Raw genomic sequence first — 20,488 nt, 5'->3', positions numbered from 1 at the left:
CTAAATTAAGTCTCGAGATCGAGTAATTCACTGATCGAATCATAGACGCCATCGGCTAACAGTGGCGCTAGTTTGCCAAATAGGTTCTCAGCCACCTCCACTTGGTTATAGCCATGTTCGCGGAATAGAGCCAACAGACTACTGGTGATGCGTTTGTCGTAGTATTCCGGTGCATTGATATGGTGCAGCTTGGCTAAGCGCTGAGCGGCGGCTAAAGCTTGTTGTTCCAGCTCGCTACGAGTCAGGTGCGGTCGTTTTGCCAATAAAGCCGCCACAATGGCATAGCGATGTAAGCTTTCTTGGGCAATCTGCGCCAGTAGTAGCAAACGGCCACGACGGTGGCTGTCTATTTTAAAACACTCTCCGTTTTCACTGATTAACTTTAAAGCGACAAATTCAGCTAAATAACGCTCGCATAACTGGCTAATATCATCTACTTGATAGTGTAAAAACAGCTCTCCTTTAAGTAGCGGATAAAGTTCTTCGAGTAGGCTGACTAGTTGAGATCGGCCAATGCTGCGATGCTGTAATAACACGGCGGCAATAAAGGCTGGGATGATCAATAGGTGAATGATGTTATTGCGATAGAAGTTTAACAAAACCTGCTGCTTTTCATCCAAACCAATGATGCTGCCTAAATCGTCTTCCCGGATCTCAAATTTGTTCAAACTAATGGCTTGTTCCAATAGGGAATCCGCATCTAAGTCTGGCAATGTAACATGAGTGCTATAGGGCACATTACGGATCAGGCTGCTACAAAGGCTGATTTGTTTAGCTAGTTGATTACGCGGCAGAGCGCGATTTTCTGCAGCCAGTAAAATAATGGCACTTAAGCACAAACCGTTCACCGCTGCGGCGCTGTTAATGTTTTCCATGAGTTGCTTAGACACTTGATTCACTGCCGGAACCAACCATTGCGGTTTCAAGCCCTCTTCATGGCTCTCTCGCCACTGTGGTGCAATTTGATTGAGTTGTTGATTGAGGTTAATTGGCTCACCAAAATTGACGTAACCATGGCCAAAATTACGCAGCTTGCTTAACATGCCAAATAGCGAAAGCAAGGATTCCTTATCTTTGGTTTTTCCCTTGAGTTCCTTGTAGTAAGTGCCTACTTCCATCACGTGTTCATAACCAAAATAAACCGGTACGATGGTGACCGGGCGCTCCAAACCACGCATCATGGCTTGTACGGTCATGGCGAGCATTCCGGTTTTGGGGGGTAATAAGCGACCCGTTCGACTGCGGCCTCCTTCGGTAAAGTATTCCACCGAGTAGCCGCGACTAAATAGTTGGCTAAGGTATTCACGAAATACGGTTGAATATAGTTTGTTGCCCTTAAAGCTGCGTCGAATAAAAAATGCGCCCGCTCGGCGGAAAAAGGGCCCCGCAGGCCAAAAGTTTAGATTTACCCCGGCGGCGATGTGTGGCGGCACCATGCCTTGGTGGTACAGCACATAGGAGAGCAGTAAATAGTCCATGTGGCTGCGATGACAAGGGGCATACACAATTTCATGACCCTCTTGTGCCAGCTGGCGAAGCTTTTCGGCGTGGTTTACTTCGATTCCTGAATAGATTTTATTCCATACCCAACTTAGCACTGAATCAGCCATACGCAGGTTACGATAGGAAAAATCGGCGGCAATTTCTTCAAGATATCTGAGAGCCGTTTGTTTGGCTTCAGCTTGGCTTTTGTGGTTGTTTTTGGCTTCGTCGCTGATCGCGGCGCGAATGGTCGGCGAGGCGAGTAATTGTTCAAACATATGACGACGGATGGGCAACTTCGGACCAGTGGCAATCATCTGCATACGGCTAAAGTGGATCCGTGCCACTCTTGCCAGCTTGTGGCCAATTCTTTGGTCGGCACCATGGCGTTGTGCCATTTGTTTCAAGGAAACCGGGTGACTAAAGCGAACTAAATTCTCGCGACCTTTAAACACCACTTGCCAAGCTTTCTTGATTGGACCCGCGGGCCGCTTGGATTTGCCACTCATTAAATCATCAACGCTTTCCCGACCAGGGTAGCGATCCCAAAATAATTTTACAGGCATTAATTGCACATCGTGGTTTTGTTCACTGTGATGAGCGCGTAATGCCTGAGTGAATTGCTTGATAGTCGCTTCCGAGGTCTCGCCCTGTCGATCGCATAAAAAGGCCACTCGCTGATGAATTTCCCCTGCGAAACTGACTGGCGTCAAGGGATCTGGTAGCCCTAGTACTTTACAGGCGAGCTGCAAGGTGAGTACATCAGCTAAAGATGCGCTGGGGATCACATAAATGATCGGTTGGCTCAAGTCTAAAGAAAACTCGTCGATTGGATTTTCAGGAATAAATTTCCCGCGGGTAAAAAAGCGAATGCTTGAACGTAAAATCGCCAAAATTGGAGAGGGCAAGTGTAACATTTAAAAGAACTTATGTTGGTGAATGGATACACCTTGCAGGGTAGCAGACTTCTTAAAAATTGGCTGCAACTAGCTGTGAAATCTGTTGACCTAAGTCAAGTGTTTTGTGCGCTAGAGCTTTGTTTAAAAGCTCCGTATGATTGGCTTAATGCGGTCAGCAGCACTATTATGTGTAATGCCGTTAACATTTTATTAACTCGATATATCAGTCAAAGGATTGTCATGAGCGTTTCCCTTAGAGTCATTGCTGTTTTTTTTCTCGCTGTCTTGCCAAATATGGTGCATGCGGCCTTTATTACGACGAAAGAGGCGCAGTTAGATGCCATCTATTCGCAAGCCAATTTTGGTAGCAAAATCATCGATATTCGTATCGGTACTGCCACCGAGCTGGTGTATCCTGAGTTTTTGGATATCACGGCTAGTAGCGAAGTGAACCAGTTATTTAGTTTGCACCAAGGCCCCGCCAATGTGGTGAACTTCTATTTCATTGATACGATTAGCGCCTGTGGCAGTTTCACCTCGGCAAGTATCGTTGGCTGCGGTGAATACCGAGGAAATGACTTTGTGGTTGAATCTACATTTGCTGCGGGTTGGAGTGGCGCCGAGCTGCTGGCGCACGAATTAGGGCATAACCTAGGTTTACCTCATCTTTCGGGTAATTACCTCATGAATCCAAGCTTGAATCGCTCTACCTTATTAACCCCAGCAGAAATCACAACTATTTTCTTAAGCCCTTTGGTGCAAAATGAAAATGATTATTATTGGATCGATATCAATCCGGTATTAATTGTGGCTGCCGCCACCACGGTGGATGAGCCCGCCAGCCTGCTATTATTTATGCTTGTCGGAGGCATGTTTTATCGGCTTCGTCGTCAGCGAATGAAGCCCTTAAAGTTAAGCGATGCGTTCTGTTGCAGGCAGGGCATCGCAGCATAGGGATTAAAATCGATTTATCGTTGTAGTTGTTGCTGCCAGAGCCGCTCGATACCACTGGGTCGAGTGGCTCCAAAAAAGGCACAACTTTGCTGTGTGGCTAGAGCCCACAACTGGTTTCCATAGTCATAATGCCACCACTCACTGGCTAAATTGCTAAAACCAGCGTTAGTCATCGCGTGGTAAAGTAAACGTCGGTTTTGCTGTGCCAACTGTAGCGCTTTACTTAAAGCTGGCCGTTCGAGTGCAGCGGTCCATGAGTCGTCACTGGCTTCGTCGAACAGAGTTCCCATGTTTAACAAACGACCATGTTGGTCACACAAGGTCACATCTACCGATCCGCCTGTTAGATGCGGACTTGGAGCCTTGGGATCGGTGCTGGGGGGCGATACTAGATTTCTCGCTTTATCATTGCATTGTTGCGGACTGAGTTCGGGATTCGCATGCTCCATCAAGTTCATTAGCGTATCAAATAAGTATTGTTGAACTGGAAATGGACGCCAAGCATCTAATATCACCAAATGAATACCAGTTGGGAGTAATTTCTCAGCTTCTATCAGACGTTCGAAGACTGAAGCGCGAACAAAACACTCTGAAATTGCATGGCGAATTTGCATTTTATGATAGGCCGGATAAACCTTGATCGATGAAGACAAACTCATTGGCTCGAGTGGCTCGTTATTGTCACAAATTTGGATTTCTTGGAGCGCTTTCCAATCCGGTAGCGCTTGCTCTGGAATAGTTCTGGTAACGAAATGATTCATGAGATTACTTAAATAAACTGGGAAGGAAAAGAGTTAGCGACGGAATGAAAATTAACAGCAATAACACCATTAGCGCAATTAACACGAAGGGCCAAATGGATTTAAACATTTCATGTAAATCTAATTTGCTGACGGCTGCTGCAACATAAACGCAAGCACCCATGGGGGGGGTGATTAAAGCAATTGTAATATTCATGGTAATGATGATCCCCAAGTGGATCGGGTCAACCCCAGCTTGTAGTGCGATGGGAGTAAATACAGGCGTCAGTAGCATTAATGCCGAAACTTCTTCCATTAACATTCCCGTGATAAACGTGATTAAGCTAATCAGCAATAGTACCAATGTCGGGTTTTCAGCAAAGGGTTGTAATGCGCTGGCAAATTGATTGGGAACCTGCGCATAGGCGAGTAACCAGCTAACCACCGATGATGCGCCAATGATGATGAAAATAGCGCAGCTTAATATCACGGTCTCTTTTAAGGCCAGCATCGCCCCGCTGATCGTGAGTTGTCGGCTGATCAGGCCGATTAGCAGGGCATAAACCACAATCAAGACCCCAGATTCGGTCGGGGTGACAAAGCCAAATACAATGCTGGCTACTATGATCAGTGGGGCAATGAGGGCTGGGCCTGCAGCAACTAAGGCTTTAAACACTCGGCTCACCGAAGGGCGCTGCGATGAAATACTTAAATTGGCTTTTTTGGCGTAAAAATAATTAATTACCAAAAACGCACATCCCAATAAAATGCCTGGAATCACCCCAGCCAAGAATAAATCCCCCACCGAGGTATTGGTCACCGATGAATAAAGGATCATAAAGATACTAGGGGGAATGATCGGTCCGATTAAGGAGCTACCGGCAGTTAAACCTGCAGCATAAGCGGTTGAGTAGCCGTCTTTTTTCATTGCGGGGACTAACAGTGACCCGAGGGCAGAGGTATCTGCTACGGCCGAGCCATTGACGCCAGCAAAGAAAATGCTAGAGACCACATTTACATAGCCTAAACCGCCCCGTAAATGGCCGACTAAAGATTTAGCAAAATCCATCAACTTCGGCGTCAGACCTGCGGCATTCATTAAATTACCCGCGAGAATAAATAAGGGGATCGCCATTAAGGAGAACACATTAATTCCGCTAAAAAATTGTTGGGGTAGCATGCGTGGCAATAAACTCAGGTCAACAAAGTAAAAGCCAGTAATCGCCGTCAATATCAGACTAATGAACAGCGGCAGACCCAGTAATACGTGGATCAAAAAAACCAATAACATGGCCACGAGCATCACGAGAGCGCTCCTTTATTTGGGTAGGGGCCACGAAGTAGCGCCAAAACAAAAAGTACGGCAAAACCAATTGGAAGGCTTAACGAAGGAATCGTCTTGCTAATGCCTAGGCCCATCGTATGAAAACGAGATAGAGAGATGGCATAGTGGGCGCTGGTGTAGCTAAAAAAGCCTGCAATCGTCAATATCAGTAACCACCGATACCAATGCAAAACTCGATTTAATTTTACGGGAAGATAGCGCTCAATGATGGAGACTCGCATGTGTTCATCTCTTAAGTACACAGCTCCTGCAGCCAGCATAACCGTTGCTATAATGACAAACCGTGAGAATTCATCGGTCCATATTGGCGCACTATTTAGCAGGTAACGTGCACAAACGCCGTAGAATAATGTGAGTAAATTTAAACTAAAAGCGATGACCGCAATGGCTAACATCAAGTTGGCGAAGCGTTCAAGAATAGCGTGTTTCATATTTATATCCGATATAGACGCCCTAAGGCGTCTCATCTACTGGGGAAGGGAGACCTTATTGGGCGTCTTTTAGGGCCATATCGATCCATTTTGTATCGATGTTTTGTTCTTTAAGCCAAGCTAAATAAGAGGGCTGACCAATTTCTTTAAATGCGGCCAGTTCTTGTGCGCTAGGACGATAGACTTGCATCCCCTTATCTGCCAAGAATTGAATTCGCTGTTCGACTTGTGATTCAACAGCTTCGCGGTTCATGCCATTGGCTTGGTTTACCGCTTCTTCTAAAGCTTTACGTTGCTTAGGGCTAAGGCTTTTGAGTAGTGCATCGTTGGCCACTAAGAACTGATCGGAGTATTGAATGTTGGCCAGTGTTAAGTACTGTTGTACTTCGAACAGACTCCCCAAAATGATATACATTGGTGGGTTCATTTGACCATCGGCAACGCCGGTACGTAAGCCCATATAGACTTCGGTCCATGGGATCGGTGTGCCAGAAGCGCCAAATGATTCGTATAATGCGACCTGGCTTTTGTCCATGGCTCGGAAGCGTAAGCCTTTGAAATCAGCAGGAGAGTGGATTGGACGTTTATTGTTGGTAAAGGCTAAGAACCCTCCTTCTTCAACGACGGCTAACAGGTGAGTATTGGTGCGCTTGTAAAATTCTTGTTGGGCGCTTTTCCAGTATTCACCTTGATCAAAAAACTGATGAGCCTGCTCGAAAGTGCCAAACATAAAAGGGATGGCGCTGACAAAGATTTCAGGGAACTGAGGTGAGATCCCGCCAAAAGAAGCAATGTTCAGGCTGGGGGTATTCATCACCTGTTCCATGCGTTCTTCTTCTTCGCCGAGCATACTATTGGGATAAAGCTTTAATTGAAGTTCTCCCTGGGTTTTGTCTGCGAGAATTTGTTTTAAGTTACTCGCAAATAGGTGTACTGCATTTTTGTCTGCATCGGGCGCACCGTTATAGCTTAAATTAATGGTTTGAGCAGACAGTACGCTGCTGAATAGAAGACCAATACCTAACGCGGCACTGGCTGACCACAAACGCTTTGTTACCGGAGTAGTTAAACTGCTAAACATGTCGATTCCTTTTTTCATATTGCAATTTATGGGTGTATAAGCACCTTATATGTTGTGTTGTTGATCAATCAATATCATTCGTGTTGCAAAAAACTCAACATATCTTGCGGCGCATCGTGATTAAGAAACTGAGTTGAGTTTTGTAAATGGGTGAGCAAGGCTTTTGCCGGTAAGGTAAGCTCACGCTCTTTTTTACTGAGTACCCGTGCTTTGGCTTGTGACAAAATATCGTGATTGGTCTCGACAACCGCAATAGTGCCCTCGTTGACTTCTGATTGAACGGTTAAGCGAGGCATAAAAGTGATCCCTGCCCCAGAAGAGACAAAGTTTTTTAACACCGCGACCGAGTTAGTTCGTAAACGAGGCACTAGAGAAATCCCGCCAGTCTCTTCAGCAATATTCACTAAGCGACCCATGCCTGTAGATTGATCGATTAGGGCTAGGGGAAAGTTGACCACTTCACGAATGTCAATTTTGCGTTTGAGTTGACTTAAAGGGTGGTGGATTGGGGCAATAATATCTAAGGGGTGAATCGTTTCGATATGGCATAAAAAGCTGGGTTGATTCACCGAGGCATAAGTAACCGCAAAGTCGATTTGGTCGTCTTCTAGCAGTTGAATGGCTTCCTTGGCACCAGCCATTTGCACGCTCAGTTGAATTCCTGGATATTGATTGAGAAAGCTTTGCAGTGAGGTTGATATGAGGTCGGTGATAAAACCTTCGCCAATGGCGAGCCTTACCTCGCCAGCGCGTAAGCCGAGTAAGTCATGAATTTTGGAGATAGTGACGGCCTCGCTGGCTTGCATTCTTCTAAAGTAGTGCAGTAGCTCTTGGCCAGAAGGAGTAATTAAATTGTTGTTATTGGCACGATCCCAAATACTGACACCGAGTTTCTCTTCTTGTTGGCTGAGTGCTCGGCTAATCGCCGACGGATCAACATTGAGTTTGACAGCTGCCTTTCGCAGCGAACCGTAGCGCTCGATTGCATTTAAAAATTCAAGTGCTCTAGGGTTTAGTTGTTTCATCGCGGTACTTTCTTCTTTGAGTGATGTTGTTTTTTGCGTGTCGATTGAGCCATTCTATTTTCTGTGGCCATGTTGTTTGGCGCATCAGCATATGGTTTTGCCATCTCACCATACACCGCTTTAATAAGTGATTAAAATCATTAAAAGTGAGATCGCTAAATCATGGTTCTGCTTACTTGAGCAGCCAAAGGGGACGGGTAAGCAGGTAAAGCCAGTGCTGGTGGAAGGTGAGAAGGTATCAGTGAGGCGAGCCTGTTTATCGATACCATGAATGGTTTGGTTGACCAAGTAAGATAAACAGGACTGTTTGGTGTTTAATCAGATATGAACAAAACGCTGCAAAAACGGCACTCAAAGTAAGGCATGGTCGCGAGGTGATTCATTCACTACATCCCATAACGAAATGTTTCACCAAGCTTTAGCATCTCTCGATGCACCGGAGCGAGCGCTTGGGCGTATGCCGCAAGTAGTTGCATGCTATATTGGCTACGCTGGTGCAACTGAGCATCTTCGCAACATAAATCAGACTTAAATAGCGTTTCGCAGTTGCGAAATATTAGCTGGTCCGGCAAAAAGCAAACATGATTATTTTTGTTACCGGTCATGCGAAGTTCACTAATTGGGTAAACACCATTAATACTGGCCGATACACTGGCGAGCAGTGCAGGTTTATGGGCTAGCTCTTGGTCGCTACATAATAGTAAAAAATTCTTGAGTGCGGGCGTTGCCATGCCATGCCACTCTGGCGTGATGAAAATAAAAGCATCGGCCTGTTTCAGGGATTCGGCAATGGGTCGCCAAGCTTGCCATTCTTCACTACCACTCCAAAAGCCTTCATTCCAAAACGGCAAGTTGAGCTGATGTAAATCGAAAACACTGGCCTGTTCAAAATGACTGAGGCTTAGTTTTTCCAGGTAATTAGCCACCTTTAAACTGTATGAGTGAGCACGTTGGCTACCAGAAATAATACAAATTTTCATTGTTACTCCTTACATATTTGAGATTGAAACTTGAGAGGATTTGCTTGGCGAGGTGCACGAGGCGTCGCCAATACAATGGATAACAAAATCGCGAATGCGCCAACCAGCTGTGGCCAGCTTAGCGTTTGGTCGAGCAGTAAGTAACCTAGAAAACAGGCCGATACACTACTTAAAAAACCGATAAATGACAGCGTTACCGTTGGCAGTTTTTCAATCCCACGAAACCAAAGTGAGTAAGCGATCATGGCACCGAATAAACTTAGATAGCTATAGCCTAGATAATTGTTCGTCGAGAGTTGGCTGGGAAAACCTTCTTGCCAAAGCGCGATAGGGAATAACATTAAACCGCCAAATAAGAGTTGCCAGCCAGTGAATCCAAGCATGGTCATACCGCTGGGGCGCCCCCATTTCTTGGTCATCACCACGCCTAAAGCCATGCTGATGGTGCCAAGAGTCGCCACCAAAATGCCAGCCAAATTAAGCTGAGCCTGGTTATTGAGAACGAGTAGTGCGACCCCGCCAATGGCTAATCCGCAAGCAAAAAGTTGCGCCGATGAGATCCGGTTGCCTAATAGTAAGCAACTTAAACCAATCACCAATAGTGGCTGAATTGACATCACCAAAGCCGCCATACCACCGGGTAAATAAGTCGCGGCAAAAAATAGGCAATAGAAAAATAGACCAATATTTAACAAGCCGAGGCTGGCAATGCGCCACCACCAGCCCGTCTTAGGCCAGGCTCGGCTAAACAGTACTAACAAAATGCCAGCGGGAAGTGCCCGCAGAGAGGCTGCAATCAGTGGGCTGTGCGGGGGAAGTAACTCTGTGGTCACAATATAGGTACTGCCCCAAATAATGGGTGCTATGGCGGATAAAATAATATTCTTCAGTGATTGACTGGGGCTCATGATGGACCTCGATAGCAATAATAGGGTTAATTATCTTCCTTGGAAGATACTTTCTTAAAAGTAATGGATGCCGTTGATTTAATCAAGTATCTTTTACAAAAGATTTTTACCAGAGAGATAAATATGCCGGAAGACAAAGTTGATAAGATCCTCGCTCAATGGCGAGTGGCGAGACCTGATTTAGATTGTTCGGTCATGGGAGTGGTGGGACGCTTAGGTAGAACTCACGGTCAGTGGCGACACCAGCTAGACCAGATATTTAACCAGTATGGATTAAGCAATATTGAGTTCGATATTATGGCAACGATGCGCCGCAGTGGCGAAGCCGTGACGCCGACTCAGCTTTATCAAACGCTGATGATCTCGTCTGGTGCGGTAAGCAAACGTATTGAAGAGCTGGTGCAACGTAACTTGGTGCAGCGGATTGCCAGTGAGCAGGATCGACGTAGTTGCAAGGTGAGACTCACTGAACAGGGCCAAGTCTTGCTCGACCAAGCACTTAACGCTCATGTTGCCAATATGAACAAAATGCTGAGTCCGCTGGATCCAAAAGAGCAACAACAACTCGCTGGTTTACTTAAAAAGCTACTGCTCTCAGAGGGTTTATAAGCAGCCTGAACAACGCTTAAAAACGGTGCCGGCTTGTGGTCAACGCTCCGTTTTATTTTCAGCATAGTGAAGTGCGATACTTTGGTTTTTCGATTTTGCTTAGCTAAAACGCTGAGCAATAAATTTGGCGGCTTTCGCTGCACCCTCGTTAGAAATGCTATGTAGGGTGTCGGGTTCGTATTGGGTTTCTACTTTGTAGCCTAAGTCGCTTAAGCGTTGTGCGGCAATTTGGCTTTCGGAGCAGGCGATTACCGGATCTTTTTGCCCATGGATCAGCAATACCGCTTGCTCTTGGCTCTTAGAATAAGGCTCGGGGGAAGATAATCGGCCAGAAAAGGCCACCACGCCAGCAATTGGTAGGCGGGAACTTACCAGTAAATCCAAGGCCATAATTGATCCTTGAGAGAATCCAGCAAGGATGATTTGGTCATGTTGTGGATCTAGTTGATGTTCTTCTAGTACGGCTTGAATGCTCAGATCGAAGCTTTTTCGTGCTTGGGTAATCCGTAATGGACGGGTTTCGTCACTGATCCCTGTCACACTAAACCATTGGTAGCCAGGGCCCTGGTCAAAAGGAAAGGGAGCATTGGGAGCAATGACTAGGGTATTGGGTAGGCTTTCGGTCCAATAATTGACCAGGCCTTGCAGGTTTTCGCCGCTGCTGCCGACGCCATGTAACATGATAACTGCTTGTTTACTCATCTGCTGACACACCTTGAATTAAATAATGGTGTTTAGCTTAAACTATCTTCTCCTTGATGATTAGTCTTCAAAAATGGGAGTGATTATTAACGCTATGGCGATAATCTTTCGCGAATTTGGCTTGGTCGCTAGAAGTGGGAGCAGTATTTTAAGACTTTTTGGCCTTCGCTTGTTTTACTTGGGGTGAGGCCTATCCATCGAACGCTAGAGATTGGAGGCTAACGGTCTCTGGCAATTCGATGAACAGGTCTCATTTATTTCGCCTTAGAGCCTTGTTATATTGACGCCCTTCAGCGTTAAAGCGTGCCTTTCTAAGTGGAATGAGTATCACTAGAACTTATTTATTCGGTTTGTTTTCGTTGCCGTCGTACCAATCAAGGTATTGACTCGCACCCACCTGACCCGATTCGACTAAGGCTTTTTTCTTCTCATCGGATAGATCAAAATCGGTGGTGCTAACACCTAGGGTGTCGATGTACACGGTGCGAGCCCAATCATCACTATGTAAGTGCGCATTTTGCTGTGCTTCTAATATGGTATGGATCAGTGCCCAGCTATAATCGAAGAAATTATCGATTTTTTGCTGACTAGGCGCTGCGTGATCGCGAAATACCGCAATCTCTTGTTTTGAATCGAGCCTGAAGCCAAGAGTTTCCCGGTTATACACATAGTTAGAGATAGGCCGTTGCAGGGTGGTGATTTGTGAATTGATTGATTTGTAGTAATCGGGTTCATGGTAGTTGTGGTTTACATATTTCTGGCGATCAAACAGCTTGATGGGGTAGTTGTCGAGTACTCCGCCATCTACATAAACATCGCCACGGATACTACGCTTAGCGGCAAAAAATAGTGGGATCGACATCGAAATCCTCGCTGCATCGGCAACGCAGATCCTTGGCGTATGCTGTGCTGAGAATACTTCAGAAAACGATGTTGATAGGTTGGTTCCCATAAAGTACATAGATTTGAAGCCTTTACTGTCTTTCATCGCTTCAATATCTGCGAAAGTGCTCTCGCTATTGCCAGTTTTTTGTTTAATCAATTGGCCTATCCAATTGCGAAAGAAGTCGCCTTTATACCAACCAAATTGCTCTATTAAACGTTCGGTATCTCGAACCACGCCCCAGGAATCATCCATAAAATTGTTAAAATCTAAAGACCACAGGACCTGCTTCATTTCTTCGTTGGTGTAACCCAAGCCCACCAGCACCGCATTGATTGCTCCGGCAGACGTTCCGCCTACCCGCTGAATATCTTGAATAATGGCTCTCTCTGAAAACACTTCGAGTGCGCCAAGGTAGGCGATGCCCTTCACACCACCTCCTTCAAAAACGAAGTTTTTAAAGTGATAGTTCATGCTGTTATCTCCCGATGGTTGATGCCATTAAATATCTTGCTGTTTAGGGCGATACCCCAAGCACGGTTAGGGTCTAATTAAATCCCAATCCTTGGCCCCTATTGGTGTTCTTGCATGGGGGCGAGTGTGTACATTCAGTAGAGGGTTCGTCCTCCTAAAAGCCTAGCTATTAATGAGCTATTTGCCATTAAAGAATGACGTGAAGTGAGAACTATCTTTATACAGCTGCAGAGGGGGCGGATGTTTACGGTTGATGAGGGACGTAACATAGCTTTTAATTGTCTGATAAGTAGTGATTTTATGTTAAAGTTAGAATGCTTATTTGAGATGGTTAGTGGAGTGTTGTCAGACAAATTTGCTGTCAATAATGGATTTATACATTGTCAGATGTTTTGAAGCGCATATAAAATTGGAGGTAATCGAGTGAACAAAGAACAGGCGCAGCAGCATATAGAATCGTGTTTGCAAGAAAGTGATTCATTCATTGGTTTCTTTCAAGCCATAGAGCCACCAAAGATCTGGTTGTTCTTTTTGATTGGTCCCTTGGCTGTATTTAGCATGAAAAGCTATTTTTTAGCCGTGACCGAAGCGGGTATCTATTTTCATAAGTTGAGTCTACTCGGAAAGTTTAATGGCTATGACTTCTTTACCTACGACGACATTGAGAATGTAAAAATTGGAAAGGGTTTACTGCAGCGGCCCATTAAATTCAAATTTAAAAATAACCGAAAAATTACCGTGAAGGCTCAGTTAAAAGGCGTCGAAAAAATTGCCAAAATAACGCCCGAGGTACAGCAGTATATCGAAGGAAATATCCCCGTAATATCATGATTTTATTTCTTGTATCCAGCCTTATTTATGGGGGTGGATTACTGGCGCTAAAACCATCGCCGAATAGCTTGAAAGCGAAGCCCATATCCTACAGGGAACATTTTGGCCTTGTTTGGGCGGCGATGTTTTCAGGCCTATTATTGATGTTGATATTTCTGGTGACAAGCGATTTTGGTTTTATCACGGTTAACGACAATCTTTATCGCTTACTCTCACTTAATAACGATTTTCAACACAATAAAATTTGGCCGATACAAGCGATGACTCACTTGTTGATCCACGTTGATCTTTTACATCTTTTTTCAAATGTGCTTGGCTTGGGCGTTGCTTCTGTCTACCAAAGAAGGGTGGGGGCTAGACGATTTTTTGCCGTGTTATGTGTGGCAAGCGTGGCGTCTATTCCATCGATTTTATTCTTTTCCGAACCCGTTTCAGTATGTGGAATATCTGGCGGGATATTTGGTTTGGCTGCGGCATATTTTACTGATGAAGATGGCTTAAGTTTTAAGGAGTGGGGGAGTGCAATATTGCTATTTGTATTTCTGATGGCGTTGTTTTCTCTGCAATCAACATTTTACCGTCATTCCAGTGTGAGCTTGGATTTGAACATTGACCATCTAGGACATGCGATGGGGGCTATGGGTGCGATTATCTATTGTCGGTTAAAGCCAAGAGCAATGGGTAAGCAAGCCGAGAGCGGTTAAATGGAAAGCACCTAAAAACGTGCTTAGTGTTATTTTTTGGTGAATGTTTTACACGATTGAACGGCCAACTTTATTTTAAGATACAAAAATTACGGTTGGCATGATCCGTTATCTTCTCTGGTGTTTGGCGATGTATAATTATGCGTCAGCTTTTGACAGCAGCTTCTCGATATTTTCTAAACGCATGTTACTAGACTGCCAGATTTTTTTGCAGAGTTGTGCTGCTTACCGTAGATGACTATCAAAAAAGCCAATCACAAGTTCTTCAGCACCATAATTAATATAAGCGTGTTTTTGCCAAATGGGTTGAAAGTGCGAGGCTTAAAAATTGCTGAACGTTGATGGCACCGAGTGTGCGTTTAAACTGCTATAGTGGCCAATCAGGACGTACACAATAATGGATGAATAATGGGTAGAGAGCTATTTGTAAGCGTACAGCGTTTAACCATCATGTTGGCGTTGTTGGGTTTATTCAGTTGCTCTGTCTCCCAGCGAGAAGCGGCAGACCAAAGCTTAATCAATGCGGACTTTAAGATCGAGTTAAGCCAATACCAACATAGTCCCTATAAACAGGTCGAAGCCCAATTTACTACTGAGCAAAATTTACAATTGGTATTTAGAGTCTTGTCTGATCTGCAGCGAACCGCTCAATGGTTCGAACACTTACAAGCAATTGAAACCTTGGAAATATATTCCAATCAACAGTTTTTGTTACGCACTATCATCAAAAGTCCTTGGCCGTTTACGGATCGAGAACTCATTACCTGTGTTGCCACCGACTTTGAACCGAAGCGCATTCAAATTCGGGTGAGCGCTTGTTCAGACCGTTACCCGCCGAATCCTCAGTGGGTTCGTGTGAGCGCAACCAATGCCACTTGGACCTTGCAGCAACAAGCATCGGGTACAGTGCTGGTGAATTATAAGGCTTGGCTCGATCCCAATGGCAATGTTCCGGCGTTATTTTATAACCAACAACTGATTGCTTCAACGACTGCTTCTCTGCATCAACTAATCAAGCTGATCGAAAGCTCTTCATTACAGCAGTATGCCTATTAATAGCTTGTTATTATTGCGTGTCGGAGTCATGTTGAGTTTGCTTTAATGGTGAAAGTTTCTGATATATAACATATTTGTTATCAAGTTAGGCGAGTCTCTTCTTTTAGTTATAAAAAATACCCACCGCTATTGATTGAAAAGATATTAAGGTGCAGGATAGAGCGTACACTAGCAAAGTAGTATTAATTAAACATCATATTTGAAGTGATATCATTGTTTGTGATTGAAAGTATTTTCATTGAATTTGAAGTGCATACCATCCGTTCAGTTTTGTTCGTGGCTGTATAGGTTAATCATTAACAAGGTGAATTATGACTAAATTAATTTCAATAGCCAACTTGTCATATAATTTATCTGCTAGTAGAGCCGCTCAGATATCAGTTCTATCAGAAATTATTGGAATTAAAAAAGAACTTCTTAAAAAAGGAGGGCAGCTGGAAATTGACTCTATCTGTGCAACAATTTTATATCGACATTTGACTCAGAAGCAACGAGTCGATGCGATGGTTTTAATTAGGTCACTCTCTAGCCCCATTTTAAAAAGTAAGTTAATCACAAAAGCTCTGGATGCTACATATTTAAATCCGCAATGGGGGATATGGTCGATGACTAATGATGAATTACAAGCAGATAAAGACTTTCATGAATTCATTTGCTAGTTACATTGGACTTAGTGCCTCAGGATTAGGCGTCAAAGAGTTAATTGATAGTGCGAGAAGTAACCAAAAGTTGGCTAAAGGTGGAATTGTAATGTTAGTCATTTGGGGGACAGTTGCATTTAATAAATCTGAGTTAAATAAAGTCAGAAAAGAAATTAATAATAGAACTGTAATGCTTACTTCGGAACTATATTGATGGTCATTAGAATTATCGTAAACATATTAATTGCATTGTTAGTATTTTGGTATTGGAGTAATAGTGAACCCTCGAAAAAGGATGGGTTATTTTACGTCTTTTTTATAAGTTCGCAAATTGGGATTTTCTTTGCCTATGAGAAAATTGCTAAGCTTAAGGATCAACTTAAAGAACAATCTTCTGTAGAGCCCGTGAGCACAAAAGATACGAAATGAAGGTGATAGTCTGAAGGCTTGCCGTGGATAAGTATCGAAGCACGCAAGTCTCATTAGGTTGTCGTTGCTCAGGCCAACAGAGAATAAACAAGAATAAAAGACATCCATCCCAATTGATCCCAACTGGTATTCAGTCATTAGTTGCCTGAACTGTCAGTAGTGTTTTCTTGGAGTTATTGCCATGCCTCGGTTAAGACAGTCGCTTTTGGGAAGGCCGCTTTAAATCGTAAGCATTACTCGATGAAGCAGTACTTGCTAGTTAGAATGTCTGTCAAAATACTCCTAATTAAGCGGTCGTTGTCTATTGGGCTAGTATTGTATAATTTGGCATACTTGTTATGTATAAGAGTAAAAAATAAGAATGAAAATCCACCACTTGAGAAGCGCAACCTTTGTCATTGAGTCTGGTGAATATCATATATTGGTTGATCCTATGCTCGGTGAAAAAGGTTCATTGCCGCCATTTTCGGTATTCCGATTCAAAGCCCAAAACAATCCAACCGTAGATTTACCTTCAAATGCCAAGATTATTCTAAAGAAAGTAACTCATGCATTAATCACTCATAGTCAAACGTTCGGTTTTAAGCCACTGCAACACGTTGATCATTTAGATCGAAAAGGTGAGGGTTTCTTAGTCGAGAAATCGGTTCCTGTAACCACGATTAATAAAGATAAAGCTTATTTGGAAAAGTATGGAATGACGGTATCTAATGGCTTGTTGCCTTGGCAGCCTACGGCATATTTAGGTGGGGAAATTACGGCAATTCCCGCTCAACACGGGCATGGTTGGATTAATAAAGTAATGGCTAACGGTTGTGGCTTTTTCCTAGCATTACCTAATGAACCAAGCATTTATATTAGTGGCGATACGGTCTTAACCGCAGATGTCAAAAAAGCCTTGAGAGATCTGAAACCAGATATCACTGTGGTGGCGGCTGGTCAGGCTCAAATGGATGTTGGTCAGCCACTGTTGATGTCGAAGGATGAAGTTCTGGAGTTTATTCGTTTATCACCTAGTAAAGTTATCGCAAACCATATGGAAGCATTAAATCACTGCTCAATAGATAGAAATGTACTGAGACGTACTCTAGATTTTGAAGGGCTAACTGACAAGGTGATCATCCCAGAAGATGGAGCAACGCTGACGGTTAAAGTTTAAGTAGTAGAATGCATTTAAATTGGACCTGTTTGAGTTATTACATCAGCTGGTGTGACGGTGAGGAAAACTAAAGCATCCATCTTAGCGAATAGGTTTAAAGTGGCTGAATCGCAAATTTTATTTGAATCAAGTGTTAAGTTGCTATACGCTTAGGGTATGAACAAAGAATCAATGTTATTTTTAAATGGTAAGTTTCAGTCTTTAATGAAGCTTGCTCAGCAGATGGAAAAGGCGCCAAGAAAGTTTGGTACCGACGAAATACTTTCGAACTCAGAGATCCACTTAATAGAGATTATCGGTGATCATCGGGACTTAAGTGTCACAGACATTGCTAACGCATTGGGGATAACAAAAGGCGCGGTTTCTCAAGCTCTAAAAAAACTGGAGAAGAAAGGTTTTACCGAGAAAAGCCCTGCTCCAGACAATCTTTCGAGAGCCATTGTTCGATTAACGAGTAAAGGGGAAATTGCTTTTGTTGCTCATAAAGAGTGGCATGAAAAGATGGATGGCGGGTTTGCTAACTACATACAAGAATTAGATAAAGAGGATATTAAAGTGATTTCTGAGTTTCTCGAAAGAACGGAAGATTTCCTCATTCGCAGGGTTAACTCTCCGGAGTAACCCTTTTTTTAAGTAATGTGTATACCAGCTAAACACTTAAAGGAAAAAAGATGAACTTGTTAAGAAATGAGCTACATATTTGTAATCACAGGCACTCTTTTGCACTCGATAATGTGGCTCGCCGCTTATTTCAATCACCCAAAAAGATAACATCAGATTATATTCGACCAGGGAATACTGTTATAGATATTGGGTGTGGCCCAGGTTTTTTTACAATTCCAATGGCGGAACTCGTTGGAGAGACTGGTCAAGTTATTGCGGTGGATCTACAACCTCAAATGCTCGCTAAACTAAAGAAAAAGCTGGATGGCTCTATTTTGAATGAACGTGTTGAACTGCATCAGTGTGAACCATCAAGTCTGGCACTTAAATCTGAAGTTAAAGCGGATTTTGTTCTAGCTTATTACATGGTTCATGAGGTTCCCAACCAGAGAAGTCTTTTTGAAGAGGTCGCCAATACACTTAGCGATGATGGCCAATTTCTAATAGTAGAGCCATTTTTTCATGTCAAAAAGTCAGCTTTTATGCAATATCTATCGATTGCGGAAGATGTAGGTTTGAAGGCAATTGAGTCTCCTCGAAAAAAGGGCGGGATGAGTGTGTTACTCACGAAATAGATGAATTTGAAGGAGGCTTGGTTTAGAGCATCACTTTGCCAGCGTGGTTGGGGCTGGGCATTCACTAGAGCGCTATAAGCGTGGGCACAATCAACAACGAATTAAAAGCATGGCAGCTGCCAAGCGCTGGCTGTCTCGATAATTTGTTAGTAATTCGTTAGCGCTTTTTCCAGTTTACGTTTAGATAGTAGTTTAGCTATTTTTTCGGGTTCTTCAGGGTAACCATATCTAGCCAGTTTACCTACCTCAGGGTCAGGGCGGGAGCATACTTTGATGGATTTATAACCCAAAGAAGACTCGTGCCCGATAATCGTCGCTCCATCCCGCTTTCTTCAACTTCACTTTGTGACTTGGCGCTCCACAATCGCATTGTTTGAGCATGTTCATCACAAAACGTCTAAATAGAGCTATGTTTTCCACCGCTCCGTCTAAAGTAATGCGAGAGTTATCCTCTTTAAAAACAACATCTAATACGTAATGCTGGCTGTTTTCAATTCGCCAATGCTGACGAATATAGTGGCCTAACAATTTGTGATTCGGTGACATTGAGCTTATGTAATACGAGGTATCTACAGTGCCTCTCCCATTTATCACGCGGTGGCGTTCCACTGCTATGATGCTTCTTACCGTTGGCCATTTCTTTGCTAACTCTTCGGGCAACTTGGCCTTTAGTTGAAAGACGTATCGCTCTTCGCTACGACCATGGTGTTTTTCTTTAATTTCAGTGACGACCTTCTCTTTACCAGCATCAAAGACGGCTTGAAACTGCTCAACAACAGCCGCTCTCAACTTTGGTTGGTTGTTTTTTACTTGAACGACAACATGAGCCTTCTTTTCTGCGATTTTTTCTAGTGTATCGCGCTGACAATGTAGAGCATCAACGGTGACAACACTGCCTTTTACGTTAATAACATCAAGCATTTGGCGCACAACGCTAATCTCGCCGTTCTTGTTCGCTGTCGGTTTCTGACTCAGAACGAGACCACGTTCAGTATCATAGGCTGTAACCAATTGTAATGCTGTTTTCTTGTTATTTCGGTACGAGCCACGCAGTACTTTTCCGTCAAATGCGATGATGGCTCTGTTTTGACTCGTTCGCTGCTCGTTAATCCACAGAGCTAATGCCTCAAGCAAAGACTCCGCGACAACAGAACGCAAAATGCGTGCAATCGTGTGTCGTCTTGGGATCCCGTGTTCAAATGGTCTATATTTCCTCAGCCAGCCCAACTTCTCTTCTCCATAATATTCAATGTCTTGCCAGCCTTCACATCCTGATGCGATAGCACTGATAACAAGGAAAATCACGTCAATAAGGTCATGCTTTTGATTGATGTCAGATCGAGTATCCTCGACGACTGATAAATGTTCAATTATGTTCAAAATAACTATGTAGCTTAGGGTTTAGAGGTATTAGATCATATCTGTTAACAAAGTGCGATCCCGCCCTGACCTCAGGGTCATTACATAGCTCAAAGTCTTTTACCCATGCATCAATACTTACGGAACTTATTAATAAGGTAAATGGTGGACAAGCTTGATAACCTTTTTCTTCAGCTTGAGATTCTAGACGGGATTTTTCTAGTGACTGGCCAGGGAAAATAAATAGGAAACCAATAATCACGACTATAGTAAGAACTTTTACTGATTGGTGCTTAGCTCTTAGACTTTCGTTTGAACGTTTTAGGCAAATATATTGCCAAAGCATGAACAGTGCTCCTGATAAAGTAACGATAGAGCTACCAATAAAGCCGCTGTATTTAGCATCGAGATAAATTACTTGGTAATTATTTATGATTTGATGGTTAAAAAAATTGAGCATGTTGGTGCTGAAAAGCATAACGATAGATATGAGACAAATAGCGAAACAAAATAATGAACTAGTTAATGCTGTTCGAGGGGAGTGCTTTATCATTGTTT

Annotated in this window: 22 protein-coding genes; 10 read left to right on the top strand and 12 right to left on the bottom strand. The window is 43.5% G+C overall.

Annotation, left to right across the window (positions count from 1 at the left end; genetic code table 11):
- Nucleotides 1-5: 5 nt before the first annotated feature.
- Nucleotides 6-2,399, bottom strand: coding sequence for a glycerol-3-phosphate 1-O-acyltransferase PlsB (gene plsB, locus ACRRS1_RS20235; RefSeq protein WP_432468856.1), 2,394 nt, complete (start codon nt 2,397-2,399; stop codon nt 6-8).
- Nucleotides 2,400-2,621: 222 nt separating this feature from the next.
- On the opposite strand from plsB, the gene ACRRS1_RS20230 reads away from it, so the two are divergent.
- A complete protein-coding gene (locus ACRRS1_RS20230; protein WP_432455715.1) occupies nt 2,622-3,335 on the top strand; it encodes a PEP-CTERM sorting domain-containing protein in 714 nt (237 codons plus the stop codon).
- 14 nt (nt 3,336-3,349) lie between these two features.
- On the opposite strand, the gene ACRRS1_RS20225 is transcribed toward ACRRS1_RS20230, so the two are convergent.
- The 7 genes from ACRRS1_RS20225 to ACRRS1_RS20195 all read right to left on the bottom strand — a co-directional run bounded on the left by ACRRS1_RS20225 (nt 3,350) and on the right by ACRRS1_RS20195 (nt 9,845).
- Nucleotides 3,350-4,096: a M15 family metallopeptidase gene (locus ACRRS1_RS20225; protein WP_432455716.1), complete on the bottom strand. Its 747-nt coding sequence runs from the start codon at nt 4,094-4,096 to the stop codon at nt 3,350-3,352.
- 4 nt (nt 4,097-4,100) lie between these two features.
- Complete coding sequence (locus tag ACRRS1_RS20220; protein WP_432468969.1) at nt 4,101-5,378, bottom strand: TRAP transporter large permease; 1,278 nt, start codon at nt 5,376-5,378, stop codon at nt 4,101-4,103.
- Complete coding sequence (locus ACRRS1_RS20215; protein WP_432455717.1) at nt 5,378-5,851, bottom strand: TRAP transporter small permease; 474 nt, start codon at nt 5,849-5,851, stop codon at nt 5,378-5,380. The genes ACRRS1_RS20220 and ACRRS1_RS20215 overlap by 1 nt, the downstream gene beginning before the upstream one ends.
- 55 nt (nt 5,852-5,906) lie before the next feature.
- Nucleotides 5,907-6,932, bottom strand: coding sequence for a TRAP transporter substrate-binding protein DctP (locus tag ACRRS1_RS20210; protein WP_432455718.1), 1,026 nt, complete (start codon nt 6,930-6,932; stop codon nt 5,907-5,909).
- Between the two features lie 74 nt (nt 6,933-7,006).
- Nucleotides 7,007-7,957 carry a LysR family transcriptional regulator gene (locus ACRRS1_RS20205; RefSeq protein WP_432468857.1) on the bottom strand — a complete coding sequence of 317 codons (951 nt, stop codon included), beginning with the start codon at nt 7,955-7,957 and terminating at the stop codon, nt 7,007-7,009.
- A gap of 386 nt (nt 7,958-8,343) precedes the next feature.
- Nucleotides 8,344-8,937 carry an NADPH-dependent FMN reductase gene (locus ACRRS1_RS20200; protein WP_432468858.1) on the bottom strand — a complete coding sequence of 198 codons (594 nt, stop codon included), beginning with the start codon at nt 8,935-8,937 and terminating at the stop codon, nt 8,344-8,346.
- Nucleotides 8,938-8,939: 2 nt separating this feature from the next.
- A complete protein-coding gene (locus tag ACRRS1_RS20195; protein ID WP_432455721.1) occupies nt 8,940-9,845 on the bottom strand; it encodes a DMT family transporter in 906 nt (301 codons plus the stop codon).
- A gap of 123 nt (nt 9,846-9,968) precedes the next feature.
- Between ACRRS1_RS20195 and ACRRS1_RS20190 the strand changes: the two genes are divergently transcribed.
- Complete coding sequence (locus ACRRS1_RS20190; protein ID WP_432455722.1) at nt 9,969-10,454, top strand: MarR family winged helix-turn-helix transcriptional regulator; 486 nt, start codon at nt 9,969-9,971, stop codon at nt 10,452-10,454.
- 99 nt (nt 10,455-10,553) lie between these two features.
- Here ACRRS1_RS20190 and ACRRS1_RS20185 read toward each other — a convergent pair whose 3' ends face one another.
- Entirely contained in the window at nt 10,554-11,156 is a 603-nt protein-coding gene (locus ACRRS1_RS20185) for an alpha/beta hydrolase (RefSeq protein WP_432455723.1), read from the bottom strand.
- A 337-nt stretch (nt 11,157-11,493) separates the two neighbouring features.
- Nucleotides 11,494-12,513: a patatin-like phospholipase family protein gene (locus ACRRS1_RS20180; RefSeq protein WP_432468859.1), complete on the bottom strand. Its 1,020-nt coding sequence runs from the start codon at nt 12,511-12,513 to the stop codon at nt 11,494-11,496.
- A gap of 423 nt (nt 12,514-12,936) precedes the next feature.
- Here ACRRS1_RS20180 and ACRRS1_RS20175 point away from each other — a divergent pair, with 423 nt between their 5' ends.
- The 8 genes from ACRRS1_RS20175 (at nt 12,937) to ACRRS1_RS20140 (ending at nt 18,571) form a co-directional block, all read left to right on the top strand.
- A complete protein-coding gene (locus tag ACRRS1_RS20175; protein ID WP_432455725.1) occupies nt 12,937-13,344 on the top strand; it encodes a PH domain-containing protein in 408 nt (135 codons plus the stop codon).
- Between the two features lie 143 nt (nt 13,345-13,487).
- On the top strand, nt 13,488-14,048 hold the full coding sequence (locus ACRRS1_RS20170) for a rhomboid family intramembrane serine protease (RefSeq protein WP_432468860.1): 561 nt from the start codon (nt 13,488-13,490) through the stop codon (nt 14,046-14,048).
- 408 nt (nt 14,049-14,456) lie between these two features.
- Nucleotides 14,457-15,104: an START domain-containing protein gene (locus ACRRS1_RS20165; protein WP_432468861.1), complete on the top strand. Its 648-nt coding sequence runs from the start codon at nt 14,457-14,459 to the stop codon at nt 15,102-15,104.
- 311 nt (nt 15,105-15,415) lie between these two features.
- Nucleotides 15,416-15,763, top strand: a complete 348-nt coding sequence (locus ACRRS1_RS20160) for a hypothetical protein (RefSeq protein WP_432468862.1) — start codon at nt 15,416-15,418, stop codon at nt 15,761-15,763.
- Nucleotides 15,747-15,959: a hypothetical protein gene (locus ACRRS1_RS20155; protein ID WP_432463909.1), complete on the top strand. Its 213-nt coding sequence runs from the start codon at nt 15,747-15,749 to the stop codon at nt 15,957-15,959. Before ACRRS1_RS20160 ends, ACRRS1_RS20155 begins: the two co-directional genes overlap by 17 nt.
- 576 nt (nt 15,960-16,535) lie before the next feature.
- Entirely contained in the window at nt 16,536-17,333 is a 798-nt protein-coding gene (locus tag ACRRS1_RS20150) for an MBL fold metallo-hydrolase (protein WP_432463908.1), read from the top strand.
- 156 nt (nt 17,334-17,489) lie between these two features.
- Complete coding sequence (locus ACRRS1_RS20145) at nt 17,490-17,954, top strand: MarR family winged helix-turn-helix transcriptional regulator (protein WP_432463907.1); 465 nt, start codon at nt 17,490-17,492, stop codon at nt 17,952-17,954.
- Between the two features lie 50 nt (nt 17,955-18,004).
- Nucleotides 18,005-18,571, top strand: a complete 567-nt coding sequence (locus tag ACRRS1_RS20140; RefSeq protein ID WP_432455732.1) for a class I SAM-dependent methyltransferase — start codon at nt 18,005-18,007, stop codon at nt 18,569-18,571.
- Nucleotides 18,572-18,850: 279 nt separating this feature from the next.
- On the opposite strand, the gene ACRRS1_RS20135 is transcribed toward ACRRS1_RS20140, so the two are convergent.
- Together ACRRS1_RS20135 and ACRRS1_RS20130 are read right to left on the bottom strand one after the other, a co-directional pair.
- A complete protein-coding gene (locus tag ACRRS1_RS20135) occupies nt 18,851-19,951 on the bottom strand; it encodes an ISAs1 family transposase (protein WP_432468863.1) in 1,101 nt (366 codons plus the stop codon).
- Entirely contained in the window at nt 19,938-20,483 is a 546-nt protein-coding gene (locus ACRRS1_RS20130; RefSeq protein WP_432468864.1) for a hypothetical protein, read from the bottom strand. Before ACRRS1_RS20130 ends, ACRRS1_RS20135 begins: the two co-directional genes overlap by 14 nt.
- Nucleotides 20,484-20,488: the final 5 nt, after the last annotated feature.

This window comes from Agarivorans sp. Z349TD_8 (genome assembly GCF_050870825.2).
Taxonomy (GTDB): Bacteria; Pseudomonadota; Gammaproteobacteria; order Enterobacterales; family Celerinatantimonadaceae; genus Agarivorans.
The sequence above is the reverse complement of the archived record's forward strand: the minus strand, read 5'-3'. Positions and strand labels throughout refer to the sequence as shown.

Excerpts from the sequence above, each read along its gene's own strand:
- plsB (WP_432468856.1), bottom strand. The coding sequence starts at position 2,399 with ATGTTACACTTGCCCTCTCCAATTTTGGCGATTTTACGTTCAAGCATT.
- ACRRS1_RS20230 (WP_432455715.1), top strand. The coding sequence starts at position 2,622 with ATGAGCGTTTCCCTTAGAGTCATTGCTGTTTTTTTTCTCGCTGTCTTG.
- ACRRS1_RS20225 (WP_432455716.1), bottom strand. The coding sequence starts at position 4,096 with ATGAATCATTTCGTTACCAGAACTATTCCAGAGCAAGCGCTACCGGAT.
- ACRRS1_RS20220 (WP_432468969.1), bottom strand. The coding sequence starts at position 5,378 with ATGCTCGTGGCCATGTTATTGGTTTTTTTGATCCACGTATTACTGGGT.
- ACRRS1_RS20215 (WP_432455717.1), bottom strand. The coding sequence starts at position 5,851 with ATGAAACACGCTATTCTTGAACGCTTCGCCAACTTGATGTTAGCCATT.
- ACRRS1_RS20210 (WP_432455718.1), bottom strand. The coding sequence starts at position 6,932 with ATGTTTAGCAGTTTAACTACTCCGGTAACAAAGCGTTTGTGGTCAGCC.
- ACRRS1_RS20205 (WP_432468857.1), bottom strand. The coding sequence starts at position 7,957 with ATGAAACAACTAAACCCTAGAGCACTTGAATTTTTAAATGCAATCGAG.
- ACRRS1_RS20200 (WP_432468858.1), bottom strand. The coding sequence starts at position 8,937 with ATGAAAATTTGTATTATTTCTGGTAGCCAACGTGCTCACTCATACAGT.
- ACRRS1_RS20195 (WP_432455721.1), bottom strand. The coding sequence starts at position 9,845 with ATGAGCCCCAGTCAATCACTGAAGAATATTATTTTATCCGCCATAGCA.
- ACRRS1_RS20190 (WP_432455722.1), top strand. The coding sequence starts at position 9,969 with ATGCCGGAAGACAAAGTTGATAAGATCCTCGCTCAATGGCGAGTGGCG.
- ACRRS1_RS20185 (WP_432455723.1), bottom strand. The coding sequence starts at position 11,156 with ATGAGTAAACAAGCAGTTATCATGTTACATGGCGTCGGCAGCAGCGGC.
- ACRRS1_RS20180 (WP_432468859.1), bottom strand. The coding sequence starts at position 12,513 with ATGAACTATCACTTTAAAAACTTCGTTTTTGAAGGAGGTGGTGTGAAG.
- ACRRS1_RS20170 (WP_432468860.1), top strand. The coding sequence starts at position 13,488 with ATGTTGATATTTCTGGTGACAAGCGATTTTGGTTTTATCACGGTTAAC.
- ACRRS1_RS20165 (WP_432468861.1), top strand. The coding sequence starts at position 14,457 with ATGGGTAGAGAGCTATTTGTAAGCGTACAGCGTTTAACCATCATGTTG.
- ACRRS1_RS20160 (WP_432468862.1), top strand. The coding sequence starts at position 15,416 with ATGACTAAATTAATTTCAATAGCCAACTTGTCATATAATTTATCTGCT.
- ACRRS1_RS20155 (WP_432463909.1), top strand. The coding sequence starts at position 15,747 with ATGAATTCATTTGCTAGTTACATTGGACTTAGTGCCTCAGGATTAGGC.
- ACRRS1_RS20150 (WP_432463908.1), top strand. The coding sequence starts at position 16,536 with ATGAAAATCCACCACTTGAGAAGCGCAACCTTTGTCATTGAGTCTGGT.
- ACRRS1_RS20145 (WP_432463907.1), top strand. The coding sequence starts at position 17,490 with ATGAACAAAGAATCAATGTTATTTTTAAATGGTAAGTTTCAGTCTTTA.
- ACRRS1_RS20140 (WP_432455732.1), top strand. The coding sequence starts at position 18,005 with ATGAACTTGTTAAGAAATGAGCTACATATTTGTAATCACAGGCACTCT.
- ACRRS1_RS20130 (WP_432468864.1), bottom strand. The coding sequence starts at position 20,483 with ATGATAAAGCACTCCCCTCGAACAGCATTAACTAGTTCATTATTTTGT.